The sequence below is a fragment of the Bradyrhizobium sp. HKCCYLRH2060 genome, from assembly GCF_051168135.1.
In the GTDB taxonomy this organism is placed as follows: domain Bacteria; phylum Pseudomonadota; class Alphaproteobacteria; order Rhizobiales; family Xanthobacteraceae; genus Bradyrhizobium.
The window spans coordinates 230120-253563 of sequence record NZ_JBNPUK010000005.1 but is presented as its reverse complement, the minus strand read 5'-3'; the positions used below and the strand labels follow the sequence as shown (position 1 = coordinate 253563).

Genomic DNA, 23444 nt, shown 5'->3' with positions numbered 1-23444 from the left:
TTTCGAATGGCCATTCAGGCGCATCTCGTTGAACTGGAGCGTAAGCATAAAGTTCTTGAAAGCGAATTGCATGAAGCTCTCCTGCATCCATCGACGGATGACCTGCGAATTGCCGAACTGAAGCGACGCAAACTGATGGTGAAGGATGAGATCGAGCGCTTGAGACAGGTAACCAGCGAAACACTTCACTGACATGTGACCATCACCCGCCGTACCATCCGATCGTAAGACCGTGCGCCTGGGATGGTGACTGTCCATCCCAGACGCAACTTCAATCAAATTAGTTGCGATAGACTTAGTTGCGATAGACGATGACGCGAACGCATCTGCCTGCGTTGCCTCCCGCTATCGCCACACGCCGTTCATCCCGATATCGGGGTCTTCAGCTCAAGGCGAGATCGCGGACGTGAGCCGCAATCGCCAGCGATGACGTCAATCCAGGCGATTCAATTCCGAACAGATTGATGAGTCCGGGCACCCCGTGATCGCGGGGGCCCTGAATGACGAAATCCTGCGACGCCACGGCCGGCGGCACGATCTTCGGCCTGATGCCCGAATAGCTCGGCATCAGCGCCCCATCCGGCAGCGACGGCCAGTACTTGCGGATCGCCGGGTAGAAGCGCTCGGCGCGCGCCGGATCGACCGTATAGTCGATCCGGTCGATCCACTCGACGTCGGGGCCGAATCTGGCTTGGCCTGCCATGTCGAGCGTGAGGTGCACGCCGAGGCCGCCTGGTTCCGGCACCGGGTAGATGAGCCGGCTGAACGGTGCCCGGGCGCTGCAGCTGAAATAGTTGCCCTTGGCGAGATAGGTCATCGGCACCAGCGGCGACGGCATGCCGTCGATCAGCCGCGCCAGCTCGGGCGCGTCGAGGCCGGCGGCGTTCACCAGCAGCCGGCAGCTCAGCGTCATCGGTTGCGCGCCGCCCGCATCGACCTCGATCGATCTCCCCGTCGCCTTGGCCCGCAGCAACGGCGTGTGGAAGGCGAAGGCACCGCCGGCGTCCTCGATCTCGCCGCGCAGCGACAGCATGAAGGCATGGCTGTCGAGGATGCCGGTGGATGGCGACAGCAGCGCGGCCTGGCAGGCCAGGGCCGGCTCCAGCGCCAGCGCTTCGGACCCGGGCAGCAGCCGCATCCCTTCGACACCATTGGCTTCGGCGTGCGCGCGGATGCCCTGCAGCTTCTCGGTCTCGGCTGGATTGGTTGCAACGATCAGTTTCCCGCAATTGCGGTAGGGCACGCCATGCTCGTCGCAATAGCGGTAAAGCATGCGCTTGCCGGCCACGCAGAAGCGGGCCATCAGGCTCCCGGCCTTGTAATAGATGCCGGCGTGGATCACTTCGCTGTTGCGAGACGACGTGACGGTTCCGATGCCCTCGGCCGCCTCGAGAACGATAACCTCGCGTCCGGCCTGCGCCAATTGACGGGCGACGGCAAGTCCGACGACGCCGGCGCCAACGACCACGCAATCCACTTTATCCATGCATAGTCCTGAGACGATTGGGGGAAGTCATGTCTCGCTGCAATCCCTGGTGGGTGGAACTTCAGTCCGGAGTGCGCCTGCCCTTAGCAAACCATTCATCATAGGGCGGCCATTGACCAAATTTGCTTCGTCTTTTTCGAAGTTTGCGGAACCCGTTTACCCGATCCCAATAGGTGAAGCCAGATACTGTCGCCGAATACCGCGGGTGATTGATGGCTGGCAAGAATTGGCAGGCGAGCGACCGAAACGCGTTTTCTGCGCGTGTCGTTGCGGCCTCGGTGGCCGCCATGGCAGCTTGGGCGGCTGCGCCGACGCGCGCCTGGGCCGCTTCCTCCGATTTCTCGCCCTCCGGCTACCTGGGCACCATCGAGCCGGACGTGCTCTGGAAGGTGTTGATCGCCGGCGTTGTCGTCTGCGCCTTCCTCGCGTCGATCGTGATCTGGATCCATTCGGCCTTGCGGCGCGCCAAGCGGGCACAACTTCGGCGTAACGTTTTCATCAGCTCCGCGCTCAACAATTTGAGCCAGGGGCTGATGCTGACGGACGCCGCCAACCGCGTCGTCTTCTACAACCACCGCTTTCTCGAGATCTACGGCATGAGCCGGGCCGACATTCCGCCCGGCTGCACCGGCCGGGATCTGGTCGAGTTGCGGCGGCAGCGTGGCCTGCTCAATCTGACGGTCGAGGACTATGCGCGCCAGGCGCGGCAGCCGGACGGGTGCCTGACCGAGCTGCCCGGCGGACGTGTGGTGCGCGCCCAGATGTTCCGTCTTCCGACCGGCGGATCAATCGGCATCCATGAAGACTGTACGGTGCAGCACCGGCTGGAGCGCGAGCTCGCCTCGACCAAGCAGTTCCTGGAATCGGTGGTCGATCAGGTTCCCGTCTGCGTCGCCGCCAAGAACATCGAGGACGGCCGCTACATCTTCGCCAACCGGGCGTTTGAGCAGTTCGCGCAGGTGCCGCGGGATCAGATCATCGGACGGCGCCCGAGCGACCTGTTCGGCGAAGAGACCGCGGCCGACATCGCGGCTGCCGACCGCGAAGCGATGCTGGCGCCCGGCACCACCTATTGCAGCGAACTCGTGGTTCAACGCGGTGACGAGAAGCGCATCCTGGACGCCCACCGGGTCGTTGCACGCAACGACAAGAACGAACCGCAATTCCTCATCGCGCTGTTCGACGATGCCACGGAGCGGCGATCGCTGAGCCGCGAGCTGGAGAACAGCAAGAAGTTCCTGGAACTGGTCGTCGACAACATTCCGGTTTCGCTCATCGTCGAGAGCGTCAGCGACGGCCGCTATCTGCTCGCCAACCGCAGCGCCGAGATCATCCTCAACCGCAAGCGCGAGGACGCCACGGGCCTGACCACCGCCGACATCTTCAATCCGCGCGAGGCCAGACTGATCACGGCGCGCGACGAAGCCGCCATCAAGAAGCGCGGCCTTCTGACCGAGGAACATCCGATCTCGACCAAGGACGGCCTGCGGCTGTTCCTGACGCGGCGGGCAACCGTGCTGGGCGAGACCGGCCAGCCGCAATATCTGATCAAGACCTATGAGGACGTCACCGATCGGCGCCAGACCGAATCGCGGATGGCGCACATGGCCTATCACGACGGCCTGACCGATCTGCCTAACCGCGCCGCGTTCCTGCAGGCCCTGAGCCAGATGATCGAGGCCTGCGCGGATACGGACGAGGAGTTTGCGGTCCTGAACGTCGATCTCAAGGGCCTGAAGGACGTCAACGACGTCTTCGGCCACGCCATCGGCGACAAGCTGTTGATCGAGGTCGCCCGTCGCGTCCATGCCGTTGCCCGGGGCGGCGTCGTTGCCCGTCTCTCCGGCGACGAGTTCGGGCTGATCATCGACGGCAAGCAACCGGAAACGGGCAGGGCCCTGGCCGAGCAATTGGCGGCGGCGATCGCGGTGGACTTCCAGATCGAGGGCAAGTCGATCCGCACCGCGCTGACGACGGGCATCTCGGTGTTCCCGCACAATGGTTCGGATCCGGCGTCGCTGCTCGCCAATGCGGGTGCCGCTCTGTTCCGCGCCAAGGCCAAATCGCGCGGCAGCATCACCTTCTACGAGCCTGAAATGGATCAGCAGATTCGCGACCGCCGCGTTCTGCATCAGGAACTGTCTGTCGCGATCAAGCATGGCGAACTGTCGCTGTACTTCCAGCCGCAGGCCGTCTCCGGCCGCACGGTCGACGCCAGCGAGATCATCGGCTTCGAGGCGCTGGCGCGCTGGCAGCACCCGGTCCGGGGGTTCGTGCCGCCGAGCGACTTCATTCCGCTCGCGGAAGAGAGCGGCCTCATCGTCGAGATGGGCGAGTGGATCCTGCGCGAGGCCTGCCGCGAGGCGGCGTCGTGGCCGAAGCCGCTGCAGGTCGCGGTCAACCTGTCTCCGGCGCAGTTCGTCCATGGCGACCTCGTTGCGCTGGTCCACTCGATCCTGATCGAGACGGGGCTCGCGCCCGGCAGGCTCGAGCTGGAGATCACCGAGGGTGTGCTGATCGAGGATTTCGATCGCGGTGTCGCGCTGCTGCGCCGGCTGAAGGCGCTCGGCGTTCGCGTCTCGATGGACGATTTCGGCAGCGGCTACTCGTCGCTGAGCTACCTTCAGGCGTTCCCGTTCGACAAGATCAAGATCGACCGCGCCTTCGTCATGAATATCGGCCGCAACCCGCAATCGGCGGCGATCATTCGTGCGGTCATCGGTCTGGGTCACGGCATGAACATGTCGATCGTGGCGGAAGGCGTCGAGACGCCGGAGCAGCTCGGCTTCCTCGCCGAGCAGGGCTGCGACTCGGTTCAGGGCTATCTGCTCGGCAAGCCCCTGCCGATCGACAAATATGACGGCATTGTCGGTCGCGCTCACGACGACGACGACGTCGCGTCCGTTCGCAAGACCGGCTGACCTGGCAGTCCGGTCAGAGGCTGTTGCGCAACAGCGCGAATTTATCCGCACTCGTAACAGTTGGGTCGCTACGAGAATCATTTCCGCCGGTCTACGATCGTTCGTCCTGGCACGCTCGAAGACCTTGCGTATGGCGGACTACGATCTGGCGATCATCGGCGGAGGTCTGAACGGCGTCAGCCTGGCGCGTGATGCGGCTGGCCGCGGTTTGCGCGTGATCCTGGTCGAGCAGGGCGATCTCGGCGGCGGCGCCTCGTCGGCCACGTCGCGGCTGGTGCACGGGGACCTCGCGGCGCTGGAGCGCCGCGGCTTTCTGCGCGTGCGTCGCGCGCTTGCCGAGCGCGACGTCTGGCTCACGGTCGCGCCGCATCTTGTGCGGCCGATCCGTTTTGCGATTCCGGCTCACGCCGATGAGCGGCCGCCATGGCAGTTGCGCGCAGGGCTCTGGCTCTACGATCGCCTCGCTGCGCGCAACCGGCTGCCGGCCGCGTCGGCGCTCGATGTCACGCATCATCCGGTCGGCGATGCCTTGAAGCGTCCGATCGGGACGGCATTCGACTATTCCGATTGCGTGGTCGACGATTCCCGCCTGGTGGTCCTGACCGCGATGGATGCCGCCGAGCGCGGCGCAGAGATCCGCACCGGCGCCCGCTGCGTGCGGGCCGACCGCGACCAAATATGGCGCCTCGCCATCATCGACCGCGGCCATCGCCGCATCGTCACCTCGCGCGCGCTCGCCAACGCCACCGGCGCGTGGAGCGTCTCGACGGCGGAAACCGTGCTGCGTCAGCCGCTGCCGCGGGTGACCGTGCGGCAGGTCAGCCAGATCATCGTGCCGCGGCTGTTCGATGTCGAAGCGGTCTACGTGTTTCAGAATTCGGATGGACGGCTGATCTTTGCCCAGCCCTACGAGCAGGATTTCACCCTGATCGGCACGGTGGCCCACGGCTTCAAGGGCGACCCAGCCGTGGTGGCGGTGCCTGCGGCAGACGTGGCTTATCTCTGCAAGGCGGCGAACCGCTATTTCCGCTCGGACATTCAGCCTGCGGACGTGGTCCGGAGCGTGGCCGGCGCCAACATGATGGTGCTGCGCGCCGCCGACAGCGGACGGTTGGAAACGGTCGTGTGCCTCGATGCCGGACGCGCCAGGGAGCCCGCCAAGGCGCCGCTGCTGACGATGTGCGGCGGCGACGTCACGACGGTCCGGCACCGGGCCGAGCAGGCGGTCTCCCGCCTCGCGCGCTTTTATCCAATGTCGCCACGCTGGACTGCGAGCGCGCCGCTTCCTGGGGGTGACTTCGCCTGGGACCGGTTCGAGGATCTCGTCGATGACGCACGGGACCGCTGGCGCTTTCTCAGCGAAGCGGAGGCCCGGCGTCTGGTCGGCGCCTATGGCACCCGGCTGGCGCAGATCCTCGGCGAGGCGAGATGCCGGGCCGATCTCGGACAGGCGTTCGGGCCGCAGCTGACCGAGGCGGAGGTCCGCTACCTCATGGCGCGTGAATGGGCGCGGTTTCCCGACGACGTGCTGTGGCGGCGGACAAAGCTGGGCCTGACGCTTCCCGTCGCCGAACGCGATGCGCTCGCCGCGTTCATGGCCATTGCGACCTGCGGCCGGAGCACGCCGCAGGCGGCTGACGCGAGCGGGGATAGTCCGGTCCGTGCGGTTGAGCTGCAATCCGTGGGCGGCTAGCTTGCCGACTGGCCCGACGTTGTGGCCGGGCAGGGTGATTAGATCGGGACATGGCTGACGAGATCGAAAATCCAGCACCCGCCGAGGCGCCGGCAGCATCACCACCGCCGGATCCGCGCCCCGATCCTCAGCCGCCGCTCCTGCGGATCGAGAACGTCGTCAAGACCTTCGGCAGCTTCCGCGCCGTCGATGGCGTCTCGCTCGACATCCGTGCCGGCGAATTCTTCGCGCTGCTCGGCCCCAGCGGCTGCGGCAAGACCACGCTGTTGCGCATGCTGGCCGGCTTCGAGACGCCGGACGAAGGACGCATTCTGCTGTCGGGGGAGGACATCGCGCAGGTGCTGCCGCATCAGCGGCCCGTCAACATGATGTTCCAGAACTACGCGCTGTTCCCGCATCTGAACGTGCGCGACAACATCGCCTTCGGCCTGAAGCGTGCCGGCATGCCGCGCGCCGAGATCGCCAACCGCGTCGCCGAGATGGTGGCGCTGGTCCGGCTCGAAGGCCTGGAGAAGCGCAAGCCCGATCAACTGTCCGGGGGGCAGAAGCAGCGCGTCGCCTTGGCGCGCTCGCTGGCGCGCCGGCCGCAGGTGCTGCTGCTGGATGAGCCGATGGCGGCGCTCGACAAGAAGCTCCGCGAGAGCACGCAGTTCGAGCTCATGGAGCTGCAGCGCAAGCTCGGCATGACCTTCATCATCGTCACCCACGATCAGGAGGAGGCGATGACGGTGGCGAGCAGGATCGGCGTGATGAATGCGGGACGGCTCGAACAGGTCGCTGCACCGCGCCGGCTGTATGAAGAGCCGGTGTCGCGGTGGGTCGCGGAGTTCGTCGGCGACATCAACCTGTTCGAGGGCGAGGTGATCGCGCGGGAGCCGCACCGGCTTCGGATCACGACTGCCTCGGCCGGCGAGCTCGCTGCGGCACAGCCCGTCACTCCCGTCAGCGAGAGCAGGGTTGCGGTCGCGATCCGTCCCGAGAAGATCCGTCTCGCGCTTCGCCGGCCGGCCGGCGATGCCGCCGCGATCAACTGTGTCGAGGGGACCATTTCCGATGCGAGCTATCTCGGCGGCAAGACCGCGTACAAGATCCAGCTCGACGGCGGTGCTGTCCTGCACGCCTCGCAGGCCAACACGGCCCGGCTCGATGCCGACGGCTATGGGCTGAACCAGCGCGTCGTGGCCTGGTTCACGCCCGATGATTGTGTGGTGCTGGAGCGATGAGCGCGCGCCGCATCTTCTCGCGTCCGGCCCGCTTCGCGGCGATCGCGCCCTACGTCTGGATGGTGCTGTTCTTCCTGGTGCCGTTCGCCTTCGTCGCCAAGATCAGCCTGTCGCAGACCGCGATCGCGCAGCCGCCCTATACGCCGGTGTTCTCGCTGGCTGATGGCGTGTCAGCGCTCCGGAACGCATTTGCGGCGCTGTCGCTCGACAATTTCCGCCTGCTGCTGTCGGACGACCTGTATCTCGCGTCCTATCTGCGCAGCGTCGTCGTCGCGGCGACGTCGACGGCCATCCTGCTGCTGATCGGCTATCCCGTCGCCTATGGCATGGCGCGGCTGCCGAGGCGCTGGCAGGGCGTCGCGATGATGCTTGTGATCGTGCCGTTCTGGACCTCGTTCCTGATCCGCATCTATGCCTGGGTCAACATCCTCCAGCATGACGGGCTGTTGAACCAGGTGCTGCTCGCGCTGCATCTGGTCTCGGCGCCGGTGGTGTGGTTGTCGACCGACAGCGCCATGTATGTCGGTATCGTCTATTCCTATCTGCCGTTCATGATCCTGCCGCTGTTTGCGACGCTGACGAAGCTGGAGCCGGCGCTGGAGGAGGCCGCTGCCGATCTCGGCGCCTCGCCGCGCGAGACCTTCTGGCTGGTGACGTTTCCACTGTCGCTGCCGGGAGTCGGCGCCGGCGCGCTGCTGTGCTTCATCCCGATCGTCGGCGAGTTTGTCATTCCCGACCTTCTCGCCGGCTCGAAATCGTTGATGATCGGCCAGACGCTGTGGCTCGAGTTCTTTACCAACAAGGATTGGCCGGTGGCCTCCAGCATCGCCGTGGTGCTGCTCGCCGTCCTGTTGCTCCCGCTCCTGCTCTACGACCGGCTGCAACGCCGGCAGCTGGAGGAGAGCCGGTGATGGCTGGAGTGCAGCGAGGCACGCTCTCCCGCTCCCCTCCCCCTTGCGGGGAGGGGTTGGGGGTAGGGGTCCGCATCGGCAGTCTTTGCTGGGGACCCCCCTCCCTGACCCTCCCCCACAAGGGGGGAGGGAACGGAGAAAGCTTCGCCCGGATCGACGGAGGAGGCGCTCATGCCTAAAGCCTCCCGCCTTTCTCGCTTCAATGTCGCCTCGCTGACGCTCGGGCTGGCGTTCCTGTATCTGCCCATTCTGATCCTGGTGATCTACTCGTTCAACGCCTCGCGGCTGGTGACGGTGTGGGGCGGCTGGTCGCTGCGCTGGTATCACGAGTTCTTCAACGACCGTGCCATGATCGATGCGGCCTGGATGAGCCTGCGTGTCGGCGCCACCGCGGCGACGGCGGCGACGGTGCTGGGGACGCTGGCCGCGGTGGCGCTGTCGCGCGGCCAGGGCTTTCGCGGCCGCATGCTGTTCTCCGGCATGCTGTATGCGCCGCTGGTGATGCCCGAGGTGATCACCGGCCTGTCGCTGCTGCTGCTGTTCGTGGCGCTGGAGGCCGAGCGCGGCTTCTGGACGGTGACGATCGCCCACACGACCCTCACCATGTGCTTCGTCGCGGTGGTCGTGCAGTCGCGACTGGTCTCGCTCGACCGCAGCCTGGAGGAGGCCGCGATGGACCTCGGCTGCGATCCGCTGCGCGCGTTCGTGATGGTCACCTTGCCGCTGATCGCCCCTGCGGTGATCGCTGGCTGGATGCTCGCCTTCACGCTGTCGCTCGACGATCTCGTGATCGCGAGCTTCACCACCGGACCGGGCTCGGCGACGTTGCCGATCCGAATCTACTCGGAGGTGCGGCTCGGGGTAAAGCCGGAGATCAACGCGATCTGCACGCTGGTGATCGGAGTCATCGCCGTGGTGATCGTGATCGCATCACTCGCCTCGAAATTGTCGAGCGACCGCGGCGAGAGCGCGGCCCCGCTCTAACTTCTCGTCATTGCGAGCGAAGCGAAGCAATCCAGGGCCGAGCAAGGACTCTGGATTGCTTCGCTTCGCTCGCAACGACGGAGGATGTTGTCGCAGCGTCACTCAACAGCGAACAGCTCTAACGCAGCAGCGATGACCGAGCGATGAACCGCGCCGCGATCGACCGAAGGCGGATCGACGCAGCTGGCCGGATCGGAGCTGCGGCCGAGGTCGGTGCTCTCGGGCAAGAAGACATAATGGCCGGCGTCGGCGGCGACCATGTCGAACGTGCTGCGCGGCAACCGCTCCTGCAGCCAGCGTGCGGCCGGCAGCAGCGCGTCCGCACCTCCGACCATGATGCGGGTCGACACGCGGATCGCGGTGACGCTCTCCTCCGAGAAGCCCTGCACCGATCGGCCCGGCGCCAGCAGCAGCGCCGCCTTGATGCGGGGATCGCGATAGGAGGCCGACATCCGCGCCCAGGAATCGCGGAAGATCTGGCTCTTCTCCATCAGCCGCGGCAGATGATCGACGAGATCGGGAAACTCGCGCGGTCCGCGGCCGAGATTGGCGCCGGGCTCGAACGGCGAGCGGAGCATGATGGCACCGAGCAGGGCCGTCGCCGTGACGCCACCGAGCGAATAGCCGACGGCGTAGATGCGGGCGAGGTTGATGCGGCCTTCGAAATCGGGATGAGCGACGATGTGGTCGATCAGCAAGGACACGTCGCGCGGGCGTTCCCATGAGCAGAGGAAGCCCTCTGCGCGGTAGGGCTCGGCGTTGCTGTTGCCATGATGATTGACGGCGACCGCGACAAAGCCGCGGGCCGCCAGCTCGCGCGCCAGCCATTCGAACTGCAGGCCGTTGCAGCCGGTGCCGTGCGAGTACACGACGAGAGGACAGGCGTCCGCGCTTGCAGCGAGCGGCGAATTCAAGGCCGCTGGTCCCGCATTGAACCAGCCCTGCGGCCACGGTGCGAGCGGGAGCGCCGTCTCCTCGGCGTCGTCGGCGGCCGGGTACCAGGCGAACCAGTCGATTGGCCGCGGCCCGTCGCCGTCCCAGTTCGGCCGCGAAGCGTCGGCGAACCGTCCCTGACGAAATCCGACCCTCATCGCTCCGTCACGACTTCACGGCGCCCGCGGTCAGCCCGCCCACCATATAGCGCTTGAAGGCATAGTAGACCGCGGCGGGCGGCAACGCGTAGATGAAGCCGGTGGTCATCAGCAGCTCCCACGGCGAATCGTCGGCGGCCAGGAAGTTGCCGAGCGCCACGGGCAGCGTGATATCCTTGTCGTTCGACAGCAGCAGGAATGCGTAGAGGTACTCGTTCCAGGCCAGCAGCACGGCGTAGGTGCCGATCGCGACCAGCGAGGGCATCATCAACGGCACATAGACGAGGCGGAAGATCTGCAGCGGACTGGCGCCGTCCATGACAGCGGCCTCGTCCAGCTCGACCGGCAGCTTGTCGGAGGCCTGTTTCAGCACCCAGATCGCATAGGGCGAGGCGATCGTCACCATCGCCAGGATCAGCGACCAGTCGTTGTTGAGGAGGCCGTATTTGCCCATGGTGCGATACATCGGCACCGCGAGGAACGCGGCCGGGATGAAATAGGTGAACAGCGCAAGGTTCATCACCACGCGGCTGCCGGGTACGCGCAGGCGCGAAATGGCGTAAGCCGCGCAGGTCGCGATCACCAGGGTCAGCGCGCCGACGGCGGCGGCAATGAGGACGGAGTTGCCGAACTGGATCCAGAAGTCGCGTAGGAAATAATGCTGCTGGTGGAACACGATCGAGAAGTTGTGCAGCGTCGGATGATCCGGCCACAGCTTACCCGAGAACGCGTCCTCCTTCGGCGAGATCGCGAACAGGAACATGTGGTAGATCGGAATCATCGTCCAGATGAAGACGGGAATGCCGATCAGCAGCAGCCGGGCCTCGGTGCCAACCTCGCGCAGGGTGGGGAGCTTCATCGCGACAACCGCTTCATCATGAAATAGACCAGGGGGAGCACTAGCGGCATCGCGCAGACGATCGAGGCCATGGCAAGGCTGAGCTGATCGAGCCGGAGATAGCGGATGCCGAGTGTCGACAACACGTGGGTGAGATCGGCGGGACCGCCGCCGGTCAGGAGATAGACGCTGTTGAAGTCGCCGAGCGTCCAGATCATCGAGAGCAGCGTGCAGGTGATGTAGAGCGTCTGCATCGACGGCCAAGTGATGAAGCGGAACTTCTGCCACCAGGTGGCGCCATCGACCTCGGCCGCCTCGAACAGGTCCTGCGAGATCGCGAGCCGACCCGTCATCAGGATCAGCGTCCAGAACGGCAGCGACTTCCAGATGTGCATGCCGATCGCCATCGACAGCGCAACGGTCGGATCGTTCAGCCAGTTCGGGCCGTCATCGCCGGTGAACTTGAAGATCAGCTGGTTCACGACGCCCCATTCGGGATTGAGCATGAAGCGCACCGACAGGATGGTCGGGATCGAAGGCACCGCCCAGGGCAGGATGAAGATGACCGACAGCCATTTGATCCAGCCGCGCTGCTGAATGAAGAAGCCGGACAGGAACAGCGCGACCACCATCTTCAGATTGATGCCGACCAGAAGGAAGATCAGCGTGTTGACGGCGGCGCGCGCGAAGATGGGATCGTTATACAGCGCGACATAGCTGGCCGGCTCCCGGGCGAGCCACAGGCCGTAGCCGACGGGATAGACGACGAAGGCGAGGAAGACGAGCAGATAGGGGGTAAGCATGACGATGCCCCACACCTGTGACGGTGTCAGCAGCACCGGGCGCGGTGCCTCCGCGATCGCGGAATCGGAAGCTGAGAGCGTGATCGCCATGGTCGTTTTTCCCGGGTCGTCTCTTCCCGCCTATAAGCCATCCCGGCCGCATGCGCTGCAGCCGGGATTTGGTGTCTTGTCAGGATCTCGCCAGTGCCTCGCGAGGCGAGAGACTAGCCGGCGACCTCCTTGAGCCGCGCGATCAGCTCGTCGACAGCCTTCTCGACCGGCACCTTCTCGCTGACAACGCGGTTCATCGCCTTCGCCCAGACGTTCTCATTGTTGAGGATCGTGAACTTGTAGTTCTTGGTGAAGTCGAACGGCGTGGTGCCGCCGGTGAACTGGGTGTACACGGCCTTGCGATGACGGTCGGCCTGCCAGAACGGGCTCTTCTGGCCGGCGGTCGTCACCGGGAACCAGCGGCCCAGCGCGCCCTCGACGTAGGGACCGAGGTTCTCCTCCTGCATCAGGAACTTGATGAACTCCTTGGCCTGCGCCTTGTGCGGCGCATTGGCGAAGATCAGGCCGGTCTTGACGTCGGAGCGGTACTTGATCGGCGTGCCGTCGGGCTTGTTGGGGAAGGACGCGGTGATGATGTCCTCCTCATAGGCCTTCTTGCCGGCCGCGCGCTGCTCGGGTGTCAGCGCCGGGTTGGTGGAGTCCTCGAACCACTTGGCCGCGATCGAGATCGTGAAATTGTGGGTCATCACGATCGTCTTGTTGTGGAAGGCGACGTTGTTGTCCGGATCCTTCCACGTCGTGGACGAGGGCGGCGTGCAGCCCTTGATGTAGGTGTCGGTATAATCCTTCATCGCCTTGACGAGGCCGTCGCGCACCTTGGGGTCGTCGACCAAGAGCTTGCCATCGTCATCGACCAGCTTGACGTTGTAGGCGTCCATGAAGGTGTAGAACGACTGGAACGAGTCGGTGGATTCCACGCCCATCGGCTGGCCGACGCCGTAGATGCGCTGGCCGGTCGCCTTGCGGATCGCCGGCTGCACCTTGTCGCACCAGAACGTCCAATAGTCTTCCCACTTGGTCGGGATGTCGCTCTGCTTGAAGCCGGCCTTGCCCAGCATGTCGCCCCAGATCTGGACGTGCATGCTCTGCTGCTTCAGCGGGAAGCCGTAATAGGCCTTCTTCTTGGCGACGTTGTTGTAGAGGTAGGCGGTCTCGAGCGTGTTCGGAGCGAACGCCGACTTCATCGGCTCCAGGATGTCGGTGAGATCCTCGAGCTTGCCTTCGTAGGCCCACTTACCCTGCGCCTGAACGTCGTAGGTGTCCGCATAGGCTACGTCGGGCACGGTGCCGGAATCGAGCGCGGCGACCGTCTTCGGAATCATGTCCTGGATTGCGTATTGCGACAGCTCGACCTTGATGCCGGTCTTGGCCTCGAACTTCTTGACGACGTTGAGCAGCGCATCGTCCTCGGACTTGTAGAAGCCCTTGCTCCACCAGATCGTGATGGTGTCCTGAGCGATAGCTGGTGCTGCAGCGCAAAAAAGCCCGGCGGCTACTGCGATTGAAAGCGCACCCATTCCCCTGGATTTCACATGTCTCTCCCTGATCCGCCGATCTTGCTCGATCGGTTGTGGCGGGACACTAGCCCAGGGACCCGACGTGATCCAGAAGTAATATATCAGACATAGGTCGTGGCGGCGGCCGCGTCTCGGCACGCGAAGCAAGCCGAGTTGGTCAGTTCTGCTTGGTGGGAGTGCCGCGCGTCGGCGCGTCAGCCTGCGGTGCATTGTCCGGCTGGGCCGGGCGCAATCCGCCGCCAGTGAATCGTTCCAGCACCGAGCGCACCGCATCCCTCGTCTTGCGGTCCTTGACTGCATCGAGCAGAGGGGCGGCGGCCGGGGCGCGGCGGATCAGGCTTTCCGGATCGGGAAAGATCAGTGGATCTTCCCAGGGGCCCTGGACGACGAAAGGCAGTTCGAAGCCGTTGCTGCCATTGCCTGACGACAGCAGGCTCGCGACGCCCTTGAAATCGTATTCCCGTGTCGGCACCGAGGCCGTACCGGTCATCGTGATGCGCGCGGTCGGGCTCTCGACGCGGATGTCCTCCGCGGTCGCGATACCCTCGGAGAATTTGACCGCGATCGTCAGCGAATCGTAAGGCGTCGAGCCGGAGCGGAAGCTGCCGCCGCGCGACAGCGGGCTGCGCTCGAGGCGCTTCAGGAGCTGCTCGACGTTGAAGCCGGAGATCGCGCCATCGCGGCCCTGCAAATTGGCGCTGCCGTCGAGCGACTGGGCGAGCCCGAACGGGCTCGAGCCCGAAGCCGTCAGCGAGACGTTGAGATTGCCGCGTCCCGACAGCGACGACACGCCGAACATCTCGTTGGCGCAGGCCTGTAGATCGACATCGTTGAATTGCAGCTCAGCCTTCACGTCGGCCACGGTGTCGGCCCGGGCGATTCCGAACGAGCCGCGCACGATGCCGCCATACATCTGAGCCTCGCCGACCGAGAGGGCGAGCACGCCGTTGCGCAGGTTGGCGCCGAAGGCCGTGCGTCCGATTTTCGAGGAGCCGACCGTGACTTTTGCGGCCGATAGCCGCATGTCGAGGTCGGTGGTGGACAAGGCCTTGAGGTCGAACAGTTGCCGGTTCCAGTCGCGCGCACCATTGGCCAGCAGCCGGACTGTCGAGATGTAGGGGGTGAAGTCGAGCGCGTCGGCCGCCAGCGTCGCCTGCAGCGTCTGCCGGCCGTTATTGGCGTAGGTCATCACGCCTTCGGCGGTGTTGCCGTCGAGCTCGACGTTGACATTGGTGAGGGCGACCGAGGCGCCGACCACGTTGGCGCGGGCACGCAAGGCGAAGCGCCCGAAGCCGCCGCCGCCGAGCGGCGTCTGCCCCGTCCAGCGCAGCGCATCGCGGAGCGACGGGCTGTCCACGGTCAACGTGCCTTCCATCAGCGCGCTGGTGCGGTTCGCGACCGTGCCATCGAAGGCGACCTTCAGTGGCGGGCTGGCGAGACGCATCTTCAAGCCCGACCGGTCCCCCGACAGCGCAGCCAGGAAGTCGCTGACGCTGATGGAGCCCTCGATGCGCTGGCCGCGCCAATCGAACTGCCCGGTCGCCGCGAACGAGCGCGAGATCGACGGCCAGGCGAGCGACAGATCAATATCGTCGAGCCGCTCGGAAGCATGGTGGTCGGTGTCCTCGTAGACCAGGATGCCGTCCTGGATGCGGATCTCGGAGAACGACATCTGGCTGTCGGGCCCCGGACGCATCGTGCGCGCGATGGTCTCGATGAAGGGAGTCCAGTTGCTGTTGCCGTCGGCCTCGCGGGTGACGTTGATCTGCGGCCGCAGCATCATGACATCGGCGATTTCGAACCGCTGCAACAGCAGCGGCAGCAATTGCAGATTGGCGGTCAGCACGTCGACGCGCAGGGCCGGATCCTCGGTGCCGCTGCCCTTCAGGCCGACATCGTGGAACGAGACGTAGCTGCCCGGAAACAAGGAGACGTCGATATGTCCGTTGACGACGAGCTCGAGCCCGGTCACGGCGCGGATCTGGTGCTCCACCGCCTGCCGCAGTGCCTCGCGATTGACCAGCCAGGAGCTCGCCAGCAGGGCCACGAACGCGATGCCCAGCAGCACCGCGATCGGTGTGCCGAGGCGCCTCATTCCTTGGGCCATGGTCACGGACATGTCCTGGGATCGTCGGATCGCTGGTTGCGCGGGATGGGCAGGGTGCGCCGAAAACCCCTGCCAACATCAACAACTTGATGCGCTTTCTTGACGCTTTCAAGGCCACGCCGCCGGTGTGGCCGGATTGCGGCGGATCCCTGATATTCCTGACTCCGGATCGCCCCGGAGGCGCAGGCTGGCGCCACAGCTAAAGCAGGATGTGCGCGTTGGGAAGGCATCATTGACGCATTGCGAAGATTTCGCCTAATAATCCGGTCGATATCCGCGCGGTCGCCGCTCTGCATCAGGTCATTTCCGTATGAACAAGGTCTATCCGGACGCCAAATCCGCCCTTGCTGGCCTCCTCAAGGACGGCATGACCATCATGTCGGGTGGGTTCGGTCTTTGTGGCATCGCAGAAACCCTGTCCGACGCCATTCGCGAGTCCGGGGTGAAGGACCTCACCGTCATCTCCAACAATGCCGGGGTGGACGGCATCGGCCTCAGCCGGCTGCTGGAGACACGGCAGATCAAGAAGATGATCTCGTCCTATGTCGGCGAGAATAAGCTGTTTGCCCAGCAATATCTGGCCGGCGAGCTGGAGCTCGAATTCTGCCCGCAGGGCACCCTGGCCGAGCGCATCCGCGCCGGTGGCGCCGGCATCCCGGCCTTCTTCACCAAGACCGGCGTCGGCACGCTGGTCGCGGAGGGCAAGGAGGTGCGGGAGTTCGACGGCGAGAAATATCTGATGGAGCGCGGCCTGTTCGCCGATCTGGCGATCGTGCACGCCTGGAAGGGCGACACCGCCGGCAACCTCGTCTACCGCAAGACCGCGCGCAACTTCAATCCGATGATGGCCACTGCGGCCAGGGTGACAGTCGCGGAGGTCGAGCATCTGCTGCCGGCCGGCCAGATAGATCCCGACCACATTCATACGCCCGGCATCTTCGTCAAGCGCATTATCCAGGTCGGAACCGAACTGAAGCGCATCGAGCAACGCACCGTGCGCAAACGTGAAGCCGCCGCTGCAGCCGGGGAGGAAGTCTGATGGCCTGGACGCGAGAGCAGATGGCGGCGCGCGCCGCCAAGGAGCTGCGGGACGGCTACTACGTCAATCTCGGCATCGGCATTCCGACGCTGGTCTCCAACTTCATTCCGCCGGGCGTCGACGTCGCGCTGCAGAGCGAGAACGGCATGCTCGGCATGGGTCCGTTCCCCTATGAGGGCGAGGAGGATCCCGACCTCATCAATGCCGGCAAGCAGACCGTCACCGAGCTGCCGATCACCAGCTATTTCTCGTCAGCTGAATCCTTCGCCATGGTCCGCGGCGGCCACATCGACCTGTCGATCCTCGGCGCCATGCAGGTCGCCCAGAACGGAGATCTCGCCAACTGGATGATCCCCGGCAAGATGGTGAAGGGCATGGGCGGCGCGATGGATCTCGTCGCCGGCGTCAAGCGCGTGGTCGTGGTCATGGAGCACAGCGCCAAGGACGGCCCGAAGCTGCTCAAGCAGTGCACCTTGCCGCTGACCGGCGAGCGCGTGGTCGACATGGTGGTGACCGATCTGGCGGTGTTCACGATCGACAAGCACGGCAATGACGGCATGGCCCTGATCGAGCTCGCCGATGGCGTGACGCTCGACGAGGTCAAGGCCAAGACCGAAGCCGAGTTCCGGGTCGCGCTCAAGAATGCCTGAGGGCGCGACTACCAGCGACGGCACAGCATCTCCGCGACCTTGACGGCGAGCCGGCACGCAGCATGCCGTGGCGGGCTCGCAGCAGCGGGCGGCGCGGTCTCCGCCAGCCCCTGGATGATGAGGCACGGCACACTGCGGCTGAGGCAGATCAGCCCCATCGCATAGGCCACGTTGTCCGTCGCAAGCGCACCTGGAAACGCTGCTGATATCTCGGCATCCGTGCCGTCGCCATCGCACGTCACTGTCATTCCTTCGAAGAACACGCCGATGTCATCCAGCATGCCATCCGTGGCCTCGTGCGCGAGGCGGCAAAGCTCGGGGTCGGCCGGAATGATCATTCCGCTGTCATCGACCGAGGGCGGCTCGGCAATGCTGAGCGCGTCGCGCAGCTTGATCTGAATCCGGAATGGCGCGACCGAGGTGGCAATGACGAGGTCACCGGGGCCGGCCCCGACGAATCGCGGGCCGCGGGAGACGTGCGGGAGATTCGGTCCCAGTGCCTCGGCCCGTCCCGGCATGATCAGCCACTGCGCCCCATGCTCTTCGATCGCCACTGCGGCCGCGCTCGCCACCTCGGCCATCGATCGCCCGAGGCATACGACCGCATGGAAGCAGGAATGCCTGATGATGGCGCGCGCCGCGTTGCGCTGTTCAATCAGTGTGCCCGGGCCCATGGCCTGGACCAGGGCTTCGATATCCTCCGGCGTTTCGACCACGAAGCCGATCGTGTTGGCTTTGGCATGGAGAAATCGCAGCGCGTCGAGCATCGCGTTGATGCTGGCCTTCTCCCGACCATCGAGCTGCTGCCACAGCGCTTCGAGCACATCCAGGGAGGCCTCGATGCCGGCGCCGATCACGCCCTGGCCGAGCGGGCGGCCGGGTGTCTCACAACGGTAGAGCTCCTCCAAGGCCTGCTGGACGGTTCTGCGGTCTTTGACGGCGTAGGCTCCTTGCAGGATGCGCGCGAGAACCTGGGCGCGCTTGCCAAGTTCGAGCGGAACGGCAAGCCAGGCAAAATCAGCCAGCTCGGCGGCCTGCTCGCTGGCGGCACGCTGAAATTCGCCGACGACCTGACCGTAGTGCCAGCTCAATTGCCACGGGGTCACCTGCCTCCCGCGATACCTGCCGCGCTCGATGCGTTCGAGCGATTGTGCCTGCAACTCGTTGCGCAGGTCGGGATCCATTCCCGATGCGCGGGAATCCAGCAGCCGATAGGCGCGTGTTGCGATCGCCGGTCCGAACCATTCGTGCTCGGGGTCGCCGACCGAGAGACCGCTGGGCATGCGGATGTGGACCGTCCTGCGAAACTGGTCGAGCTCGCGTCTTGCCACCTGGGCCGCGGTCACCGAAACCTGCTGTACCTCGAACAAGCCGTCGACGACACTGGCCCAGTCCCAGAAGTCGTCGCCATAGAACGGAATGCGATATTGGCGGCTCGCGACGATCCGTGCGCAAACCTGTTCGATGGCGGGAGCCACACGATCCAGAATATCCTTGCGCGCCAGCGCGCCGTCCGTGAGACATTGGTGCACGAGACGCGCCGCGCCCGCATTCACCACATGCCAGTCCTTGGCGGCGAACTTAGGCGACGTCCGCAGATATTCGAGCGCGTCGATGAGGCAGCGTCCAGCCAGTGCGCGAGGCGAATCGTCGTCGAACCAGCTGGTGTTGCCAATTCCGTAACCATGCAGGTCGGACGTGAAGAAGACCGGCGGATGTCGAGAATTCACACTCGCCTCCTGGTCCGCTCATCGCGTCTCTCAACGGAAATTGTCTAACGTTTGTAGCTTACATCTCGCAACCGAAAGTTGATTTTGTATGACTGTCATTTGTGCCAGTGTCAGGGCACCGCCGATCCGGCACCGGCGTCGGCTGCTGTCGAGCGTGCTTGAGGCTGAGCATGCCGCGTCATGCGCGAATGGCGCCGAGGAGCCGGCTGAGGCGCTGCGTCAGGCTGCGGCTCCATGAAGGCTGTTCGCGGACCAGGCGGAAGCCGAGATTGGCAGGTGGCGTGCCGGAGGCGCACCCGCCGGCGCGCGCGTCGCGGATGAAGTCGGTCACGTAGGCTCGATGCGCGCCTTCGGCCAGCCGCACGCCGCAATTGCTGACGGTCTTGGTGACGCGGCCTGCACTATCCTGCATCTTGCGTGTGAAGCAGGTCGAGGTCCATTCCCAGACATTGCCCGCCAAGTCAGCAACGCCGTGCTCATTGATGCCGAAGCCGCCGAAGCCGCGCGTCTCGGAGTCCTCTTGCAGGGCGGCTTCCCGTTCGTAGCGGGCAATCCAGCGCCGCGAGGGATCGGCGTCGTCGATCGAGACGCCATCGTCCTTGAAGCGGCTGCCCGCCGCATAGGCCCACTCGGTATCGGTCGGCAGACGATAGCTGTGGCCGGTCCGGCGTGAGAGCCATTCAGCGTAGGCCACCGCGTCATGCCAACTCACCTGCACGGCCGGGCGATCGATGGCGATGGGAACGTTGCGATCGAGCGCGCGGCACGCATGCGCTTGGACGCAGGCGTGGTAGTCTGCGGCACTGACCTGGTTCGTCATGATCGTCAGCGGATGATCAAAGCGGACCGTCGTGATGGGAGCTTCGGCCTGCCGCCCGCTGCGGAGATGGTCACCGGAGTCGCGGTAGCTGATCGTACCGGGTGCGATCTCGGTGAGGGCAGGGCCGTCGAGGCCGGCAGCGCGGTTTGGCAGATCTGCAAGGATCGGTGCCATTGCGGTCGGGCCAGCCAATCCGACGACGCAGGCGATGGTGAGCTTGATCTTGAAAGCGAGCAGCATGGCAGCACACTCAGGAGAGTGGGGGCCGGATACGCCGGCCCCCCTGGGCCGATCAGTTCGTCGTGCCGGTCGGAATGTCCGCCGGGGCTTTGACCTGCGTCATCAGGTCGTCATTCCACTTGCCTTCGACCTTGAAATGGGCGGTCGCGCCGAGATTGGCCGCCTCGATCAGGTTGTGGGTGACGTAGGCGTAGATGCCGGGCTGCAGGAATTTGTAGAGCGCGGCGCCCGCCGAGCCGCCGCGGATGAACCAGGTCTCGAGCCCGGTCTCCGGCGCGTTCGAAAATTTTCCGGTCTCCCAGACATAGTCGCCGTGGCCGCCGATCAGATGCGGACGACTATCGCGATTCGCCTGCGAGTGCACGATCAGAACGTTCTCGCCGACATTGGCCGTGAGCGCATTCTTTCCGGTGAGCGCGCCGGCCTTGCCGTTGAACACCACATGGGTCGGCGTGAGCTTGCGCATGACCTCCTCGGTGTCGCTATAGGCTTCGCCGGGCGAGTCGTAGGACTTGAAGTTTCCCTTGTCGTCGCGCGGGACGTAGAGGTCCTGCTCGCCGATGTAGTAGATGCGATCATAGCGCAGCGCGTGTCCGCGGCCGTCATTGAGACCGTCGCGCGGCAGCACCATCACGGCGCCGTTCATGCCGGAGACGACATGCCAGGGGATCATCGGTCCGCCCGGGGCGCAGTGGTAGACGAACACGCCGGTCCGCGTCGCCTTCCAGCGTAGCACGACCTGCTCGCCCGGATTGACCAGGGTCAGCGCGCCGCCGCCCAGCGCTCCGGTCGCGGAGTGGAAGTCGATATTATGCGGCATGCTGTTGGTCGCGGGATTGACCAGGGTCACCTCGACATAGTCGCCCTCATGGACCACCATCAGCGGGCCTGGCATCGAGCCGTTGAACGTCATGGCCTGGAAGGTGGTGCCCTTCTCGTCGATCACCATCTTCTTCTCCTGGACCACGAGCTTGAACTCCATGATCTTGGGTCCCTGCTTGGTCGCCTGCTCGTGCGCATGCACGAACGGCGGAGCCACCAGATCGACCTTCTGGCGCGGCAGCTTGAGGTCCTCGGCAACAGCGGGAGCCGCAATCATCATCGCGGCGATGGCTGCACTGAACATGGCGGTGCGGCGGGTCAACATGGATCGCTCCTTCATTGGATCTGTTGTAGTGCCGCAATCAGCATGCTCCCGTTGGAACTCGGCTTGTTTGTGCTGCAACAAGCAACTTCGCAATTGCGGAATCAGACGGCGGATTTCGAGCGAGATTGGCGCGACTGTACCCGCGCAGAGCGCTAATGAGTTGCATCGGCGCGCAGTTTCTTGGGAGGCCGGATAGGGTGCGGAGCAAAGCGGGGCAGACTGTCCCGCGCGACTACGCGATTAGACGGGCCTCTATCCGTTTGCCGATACAGCACGAGAATCGCGGGCGCTATGATGCGCGCTTCAGAGCAGAGCCCTGGACCGACAATGGGCTCCCGAACTCATCAGCTCAGCCAGCGCACCGTCAGCAACACAACGAAGGCCACTGCTGCCGCGATGCAAAACACCGTGGTCATGAACATGGCGATGTTGCCGAGCAGGCCCGTTGGCCCCGACTCGTCACGGAACGATTCGAAGCCGTCGGACTGGGGGATATGGCCGCGGATGCCGGCGAGGAGAGCAAATGAACGGATCAGCAGTTGCAGAGCTTCCATTGCGGCTTCCTCGAATCGTCAACAAATCAATGATGACGTGAAATGAGCCGGCCACTTTGAGGAAGCGCAAAGTCCGCGGTGATCACCGGCGTTCTACTGCGTCAACAGGTATCTGCCGGCCGCGCCTTGAGAAAGCTCAAGGCCGTCCCTCTTGCCTTGTGTCAAGAATCTTCGAACCCCAGGTCGACACGCTCAGGTGATAGGCAGGACATGAGACCAGATCTTGCAGCATGCTACGGACAGGAGCGCCTCCCGCGCTACACCAGCTATCCTACGGCGCCTCATTTCTCCGCCGCGGTCGGCCCGTCCACCTACGCAGAATGGCTGCGCGCGATACCAGCGAGCGCGACGGCATCGTTATACCTGCATGTGCCCTTCTGTCGCTCGATGTGCTGGTATTGCGGCTGCAACACCATGGTCGCCAAACGCGACGAGCCGATTGCGGTCTACGAATCGGCCCTGCGTTGCGAGGTCGACATGGTGGCGCGCCAGATCGGCCGGCGGCTGCAGGTCGGGCACATTCATTTCGGCGGCGGCACGCCCACCATCATGGCGCCGGAGTCCTTTGTCGATCTCGTCGGATCGCTGCGCCATTCCTTTTTCGTGCTGCCGTCGGCGGAGATCGCCATCGAGATAGATCCGCGCACGCTGACGCCGGAGATGATCGCGGCGCTGGGGGTGAGCGGGGTCAATCGCGCCAGCCTGGGCGTGCAGAGCTTCGATCCGCGGGTGCAGCAGGCCATCAACCGGGTGCAGAGCTTCCAGCAGACCGCGGCGGCGACGAACGGATTGCGTCAGGCCGGCGTTGCCGGCATCAACTTCGACCTGATCTACGGACTGCCGCATCAGAGCGTTGAGTCGTGTCTCGACACCGTCCGGCGCGCCATCGACCTGCGCCCCGACCGGCTCTCCGTATTCGGCTACGCTCATGTGCCATCGTTCAAGACGCACCAGCGCAAGATTCAGGACTCGGCGTTGCCGGACAGCCTGGAACGCTACGATCAGGCCTGCGCGATCGCTGACGCGCTGAAGGACGCAGGCTACGTGCAGATCGGGCTCGATCATTTCGCCTTGCCCACGGATCTCATGACCATCGCGTTCCGCGAAGGCCGCCTGCATCGCAATTTCCAGGGCTATACGACCGATGCAAATGATCTGCTGCTCGGCTTCGGGGCCTCGGCGATCGGGCAGCTGCCGCAAGGTTATGTCCAGAACGCGCCGCAGGTCCGGGCCTATGAGCAGAAGATCGCCTCCGGCAGCCTCGCGACCGTGAAAGGCTATGGACTGACCGATGACGACCGCCTGCGGGCCGACATCATCGAGCGCATCATGTGCGACTACGGCGTGGACCTCGATGTCATCTGCACCCGCCATGGCACGGACACCGACGACATGCTGAGATCGGCGCCGCGGCTGCAATCGTTGATCTCCGACGGTGTGGTCGAGCTCAACGGCGGTGCGCTCGCGGTGACCGAGCATTCCCGGTTCCTGGTGCGCAGCGTCGCCGCGGCGTTCGATGCGCATCTCGACGCGTCGAAGCAGCTGCACAGCCGGGCGGTCTGACCGTCGAGGTGCCGCGGTGCTTGTGCCGCGACAAAGACCGCCAACGGCATGCCCGCTACCATTCGCGCTGGAGCTG

Annotated in this window: 19 protein-coding genes; 9 read left to right on the top strand and 10 right to left on the bottom strand. The window is 64.8% G+C overall.

The features are described from left to right. The first annotated feature begins 6 nt into the window (after positions 1-6). Entirely contained in the window at positions 7-192 is a 186-nt protein-coding gene (locus tag ACQR10_RS13685; RefSeq protein ID WP_315802612.1) for a YdcH family protein, read from the top strand. Positions 193-382: 190 nt separating this feature from the next. Here the strand turns inward: ACQR10_RS13685 and ACQR10_RS13680 are convergent, their stop codons facing one another. Then, positions 383-1486, bottom strand: coding sequence for an NAD(P)/FAD-dependent oxidoreductase (locus ACQR10_RS13680; RefSeq protein WP_316217931.1), 1104 nt, complete (start codon positions 1484-1486; stop codon positions 383-385). Between the two features lie 212 nt (positions 1487-1698). Here ACQR10_RS13680 and ACQR10_RS13675 point away from each other — a divergent pair, with 212 nt between their 5' ends. The 5 genes from ACQR10_RS13675 to ACQR10_RS13655 all read left to right on the top strand — a co-directional run bounded on the left by ACQR10_RS13675 (position 1699) and on the right by ACQR10_RS13655 (position 9218). Continuing rightward, entirely contained in the window at positions 1699-4407 is a 2709-nt protein-coding gene (locus ACQR10_RS13675) for a sensor domain-containing protein (RefSeq protein WP_316217930.1), read from the top strand. 130 nt (positions 4408-4537) lie between these two features. Then, on the top strand, positions 4538-6100 hold the full coding sequence (locus ACQR10_RS13670) for a glycerol-3-phosphate dehydrogenase (protein WP_316217929.1): 1563 nt from the start codon (positions 4538-4540) through the stop codon (positions 6098-6100). Positions 6101-6150: 50 nt separating this feature from the next. Continuing rightward, positions 6151-7323 carry an ABC transporter ATP-binding protein gene (locus tag ACQR10_RS13665; protein WP_316217928.1) on the top strand — a complete coding sequence of 391 codons (1173 nt, stop codon included), beginning with the start codon at positions 6151-6153 and terminating at the stop codon, positions 7321-7323. Beyond that, entirely contained in the window at positions 7320-8234 is a 915-nt protein-coding gene (locus tag ACQR10_RS13660; protein WP_316217927.1) for an ABC transporter permease, read from the top strand. The genes ACQR10_RS13665 and ACQR10_RS13660 overlap by 4 nt, the downstream gene beginning before the upstream one ends. 171 nt (positions 8235-8405) lie before the next feature. Continuing rightward, the gene (locus ACQR10_RS13655) at positions 8406-9218 is read left to right on the top strand and encodes an ABC transporter permease (protein WP_315802618.1); all 813 of its coding nucleotides are present in this window, start codon (positions 8406-8408) and stop codon (positions 9216-9218) included. Positions 9219-9316: 98 nt separating this feature from the next. Here ACQR10_RS13655 and ACQR10_RS13650 read toward each other — a convergent pair whose 3' ends face one another. The 5 genes from ACQR10_RS13650 to ACQR10_RS13630 all read right to left on the bottom strand — a co-directional run bounded on the left by ACQR10_RS13650 (position 9317) and on the right by ACQR10_RS13630 (position 15625). Continuing rightward, positions 9317-10309, bottom strand: coding sequence for an alpha/beta hydrolase family protein (locus tag ACQR10_RS13650; RefSeq protein WP_316217926.1), 993 nt, complete (start codon positions 10307-10309; stop codon positions 9317-9319). Positions 10310-10316: 7 nt separating this feature from the next. Beyond that, a complete protein-coding gene (locus tag ACQR10_RS13645) occupies positions 10317-11168 on the bottom strand; it encodes a carbohydrate ABC transporter permease (protein ID WP_315802620.1) in 852 nt (283 codons plus the stop codon). Then, on the bottom strand, positions 11165-12040 hold the full coding sequence (locus ACQR10_RS13640) for a carbohydrate ABC transporter permease (protein ID WP_316179762.1): 876 nt from the start codon (positions 12038-12040) through the stop codon (positions 11165-11167). Before ACQR10_RS13640 ends, ACQR10_RS13645 begins: the two co-directional genes overlap by 4 nt. A gap of 113 nt (positions 12041-12153) precedes the next feature. After that, on the bottom strand, positions 12154-13533 hold the full coding sequence (locus ACQR10_RS13635) for an ABC transporter substrate-binding protein (RefSeq protein ID WP_315802622.1): 1380 nt from the start codon (positions 13531-13533) through the stop codon (positions 12154-12156). Positions 13534-13675: 142 nt separating this feature from the next. After that, positions 13676-15625, bottom strand: coding sequence for an AsmA family protein (locus tag ACQR10_RS13630; protein WP_316217978.1), 1950 nt, complete (start codon positions 15623-15625; stop codon positions 13676-13678). A gap of 310 nt (positions 15626-15935) precedes the next feature. Between ACQR10_RS13630 and ACQR10_RS13625 the strand changes: the two genes are divergently transcribed. Beyond that, the gene (locus ACQR10_RS13625; RefSeq protein WP_315802623.1) at positions 15936-16664 is read left to right on the top strand and encodes a CoA transferase subunit A; all 729 of its coding nucleotides are present in this window, start codon (positions 15936-15938) and stop codon (positions 16662-16664) included. Continuing rightward, on the top strand, positions 16664-17314 hold the full coding sequence (locus ACQR10_RS13620) for a 3-oxoacid CoA-transferase subunit B (protein ID WP_315717539.1): 651 nt from the start codon (positions 16664-16666) through the stop codon (positions 17312-17314). Before ACQR10_RS13625 ends, ACQR10_RS13620 begins: the two co-directional genes overlap by 1 nt. 8 nt (positions 17315-17322) lie before the next feature. Here the strand turns inward: ACQR10_RS13620 and ACQR10_RS13615 are convergent, their stop codons facing one another. The 4 genes from ACQR10_RS13615 to ACQR10_RS13600 form a co-directional block, all read right to left on the bottom strand. Continuing rightward, the gene (locus ACQR10_RS13615; RefSeq protein ID WP_315802625.1) at positions 17323-19044 is read right to left on the bottom strand and encodes a hypothetical protein; all 1722 of its coding nucleotides are present in this window, start codon (positions 19042-19044) and stop codon (positions 17323-17325) included. A gap of 178 nt (positions 19045-19222) precedes the next feature. After that, complete coding sequence (locus ACQR10_RS13610; protein ID WP_316217925.1) at positions 19223-20104, bottom strand: formylglycine-generating enzyme family protein; 882 nt, start codon at positions 20102-20104, stop codon at positions 19223-19225. A gap of 52 nt (positions 20105-20156) precedes the next feature. Beyond that, entirely contained in the window at positions 20157-21251 is a 1095-nt protein-coding gene (gene nirK, locus ACQR10_RS13605; protein ID WP_315802627.1) for a copper-containing nitrite reductase, read from the bottom strand. A gap of 344 nt (positions 21252-21595) precedes the next feature. Further along, positions 21596-21805, bottom strand: a complete 210-nt coding sequence (locus tag ACQR10_RS13600; RefSeq protein WP_315802628.1) for a hypothetical protein — start codon at positions 21803-21805, stop codon at positions 21596-21598. 210 nt (positions 21806-22015) lie between these two features. Here ACQR10_RS13600 and hemN point away from each other — a divergent pair, with 210 nt between their 5' ends. Next, positions 22016-23368 carry an oxygen-independent coproporphyrinogen III oxidase gene (hemN, locus tag ACQR10_RS13595; protein ID WP_316217977.1) on the top strand — a complete coding sequence of 451 codons (1353 nt, stop codon included), beginning with the start codon at positions 22016-22018 and terminating at the stop codon, positions 23366-23368. Positions 23369-23444: the final 76 nt, after the last annotated feature.

Bases quoted from the DNA above. Each gene is read 5' to 3' on its own strand.
- ACQR10_RS13685 (WP_315802612.1), top strand. From the start codon at position 7: ATGGCCATTCAGGCGCATCTCGTTGAACTGGAGCGTAAGCATAAAGTT.
- ACQR10_RS13660 (WP_316217927.1), top strand. From the start codon at position 7,320: ATGAGCGCGCGCCGCATCTTCTCGCGTCCGGCCCGCTTCGCGGCGATC.
- ACQR10_RS13665 (WP_316217928.1), top strand. From the start codon at position 6,151: ATGGCTGACGAGATCGAAAATCCAGCACCCGCCGAGGCGCCGGCAGCA.
- ACQR10_RS13670 (WP_316217929.1), top strand. From the start codon at position 4,538: ATGGCGGACTACGATCTGGCGATCATCGGCGGAGGTCTGAACGGCGTC.
- ACQR10_RS13625 (WP_315802623.1), top strand. From the start codon at position 15,936: ATGAACAAGGTCTATCCGGACGCCAAATCCGCCCTTGCTGGCCTCCTC.
- ACQR10_RS13680 (WP_316217931.1), bottom strand. From the start codon at position 1,486: ATGGATAAAGTGGATTGCGTGGTCGTTGGCGCCGGCGTCGTCGGACTT.
- ACQR10_RS13675 (WP_316217930.1), top strand. From the start codon at position 1,699: ATGGCTGGCAAGAATTGGCAGGCGAGCGACCGAAACGCGTTTTCTGCG.
- nirK (WP_315802627.1), bottom strand. From the start codon at position 21,251: ATGTTGACCCGCCGCACCGCCATGTTCAGTGCAGCCATCGCCGCGATG.
- ACQR10_RS13620 (WP_315717539.1), top strand. From the start codon at position 16,664: ATGGCCTGGACGCGAGAGCAGATGGCGGCGCGCGCCGCCAAGGAGCTG.
- ACQR10_RS13655 (WP_315802618.1), top strand. From the start codon at position 8,406: ATGCCTAAAGCCTCCCGCCTTTCTCGCTTCAATGTCGCCTCGCTGACG.
- ACQR10_RS13645 (WP_315802620.1), bottom strand. From the start codon at position 11,168: ATGAAGCTCCCCACCCTGCGCGAGGTTGGCACCGAGGCCCGGCTGCTG.
- ACQR10_RS13610 (WP_316217925.1), bottom strand. From the start codon at position 20,104: ATGCTGCTCGCTTTCAAGATCAAGCTCACCATCGCCTGCGTCGTCGGA.
- ACQR10_RS13630 (WP_316217978.1), bottom strand. From the start codon at position 15,625: ATGGCCCAAGGAATGAGGCGCCTCGGCACACCGATCGCGGTGCTGCTG.
- hemN (WP_316217977.1), top strand. From the start codon at position 22,016: ATGAGACCAGATCTTGCAGCATGCTACGGACAGGAGCGCCTCCCGCGC.
- ACQR10_RS13640 (WP_316179762.1), bottom strand. From the start codon at position 12,040: ATGGCGATCACGCTCTCAGCTTCCGATTCCGCGATCGCGGAGGCACCG.
- ACQR10_RS13650 (WP_316217926.1), bottom strand. From the start codon at position 10,309: ATGAGGGTCGGATTTCGTCAGGGACGGTTCGCCGACGCTTCGCGGCCG.
- ACQR10_RS13600 (WP_315802628.1), bottom strand. From the start codon at position 21,805: ATGGAAGCTCTGCAACTGCTGATCCGTTCATTTGCTCTCCTCGCCGGC.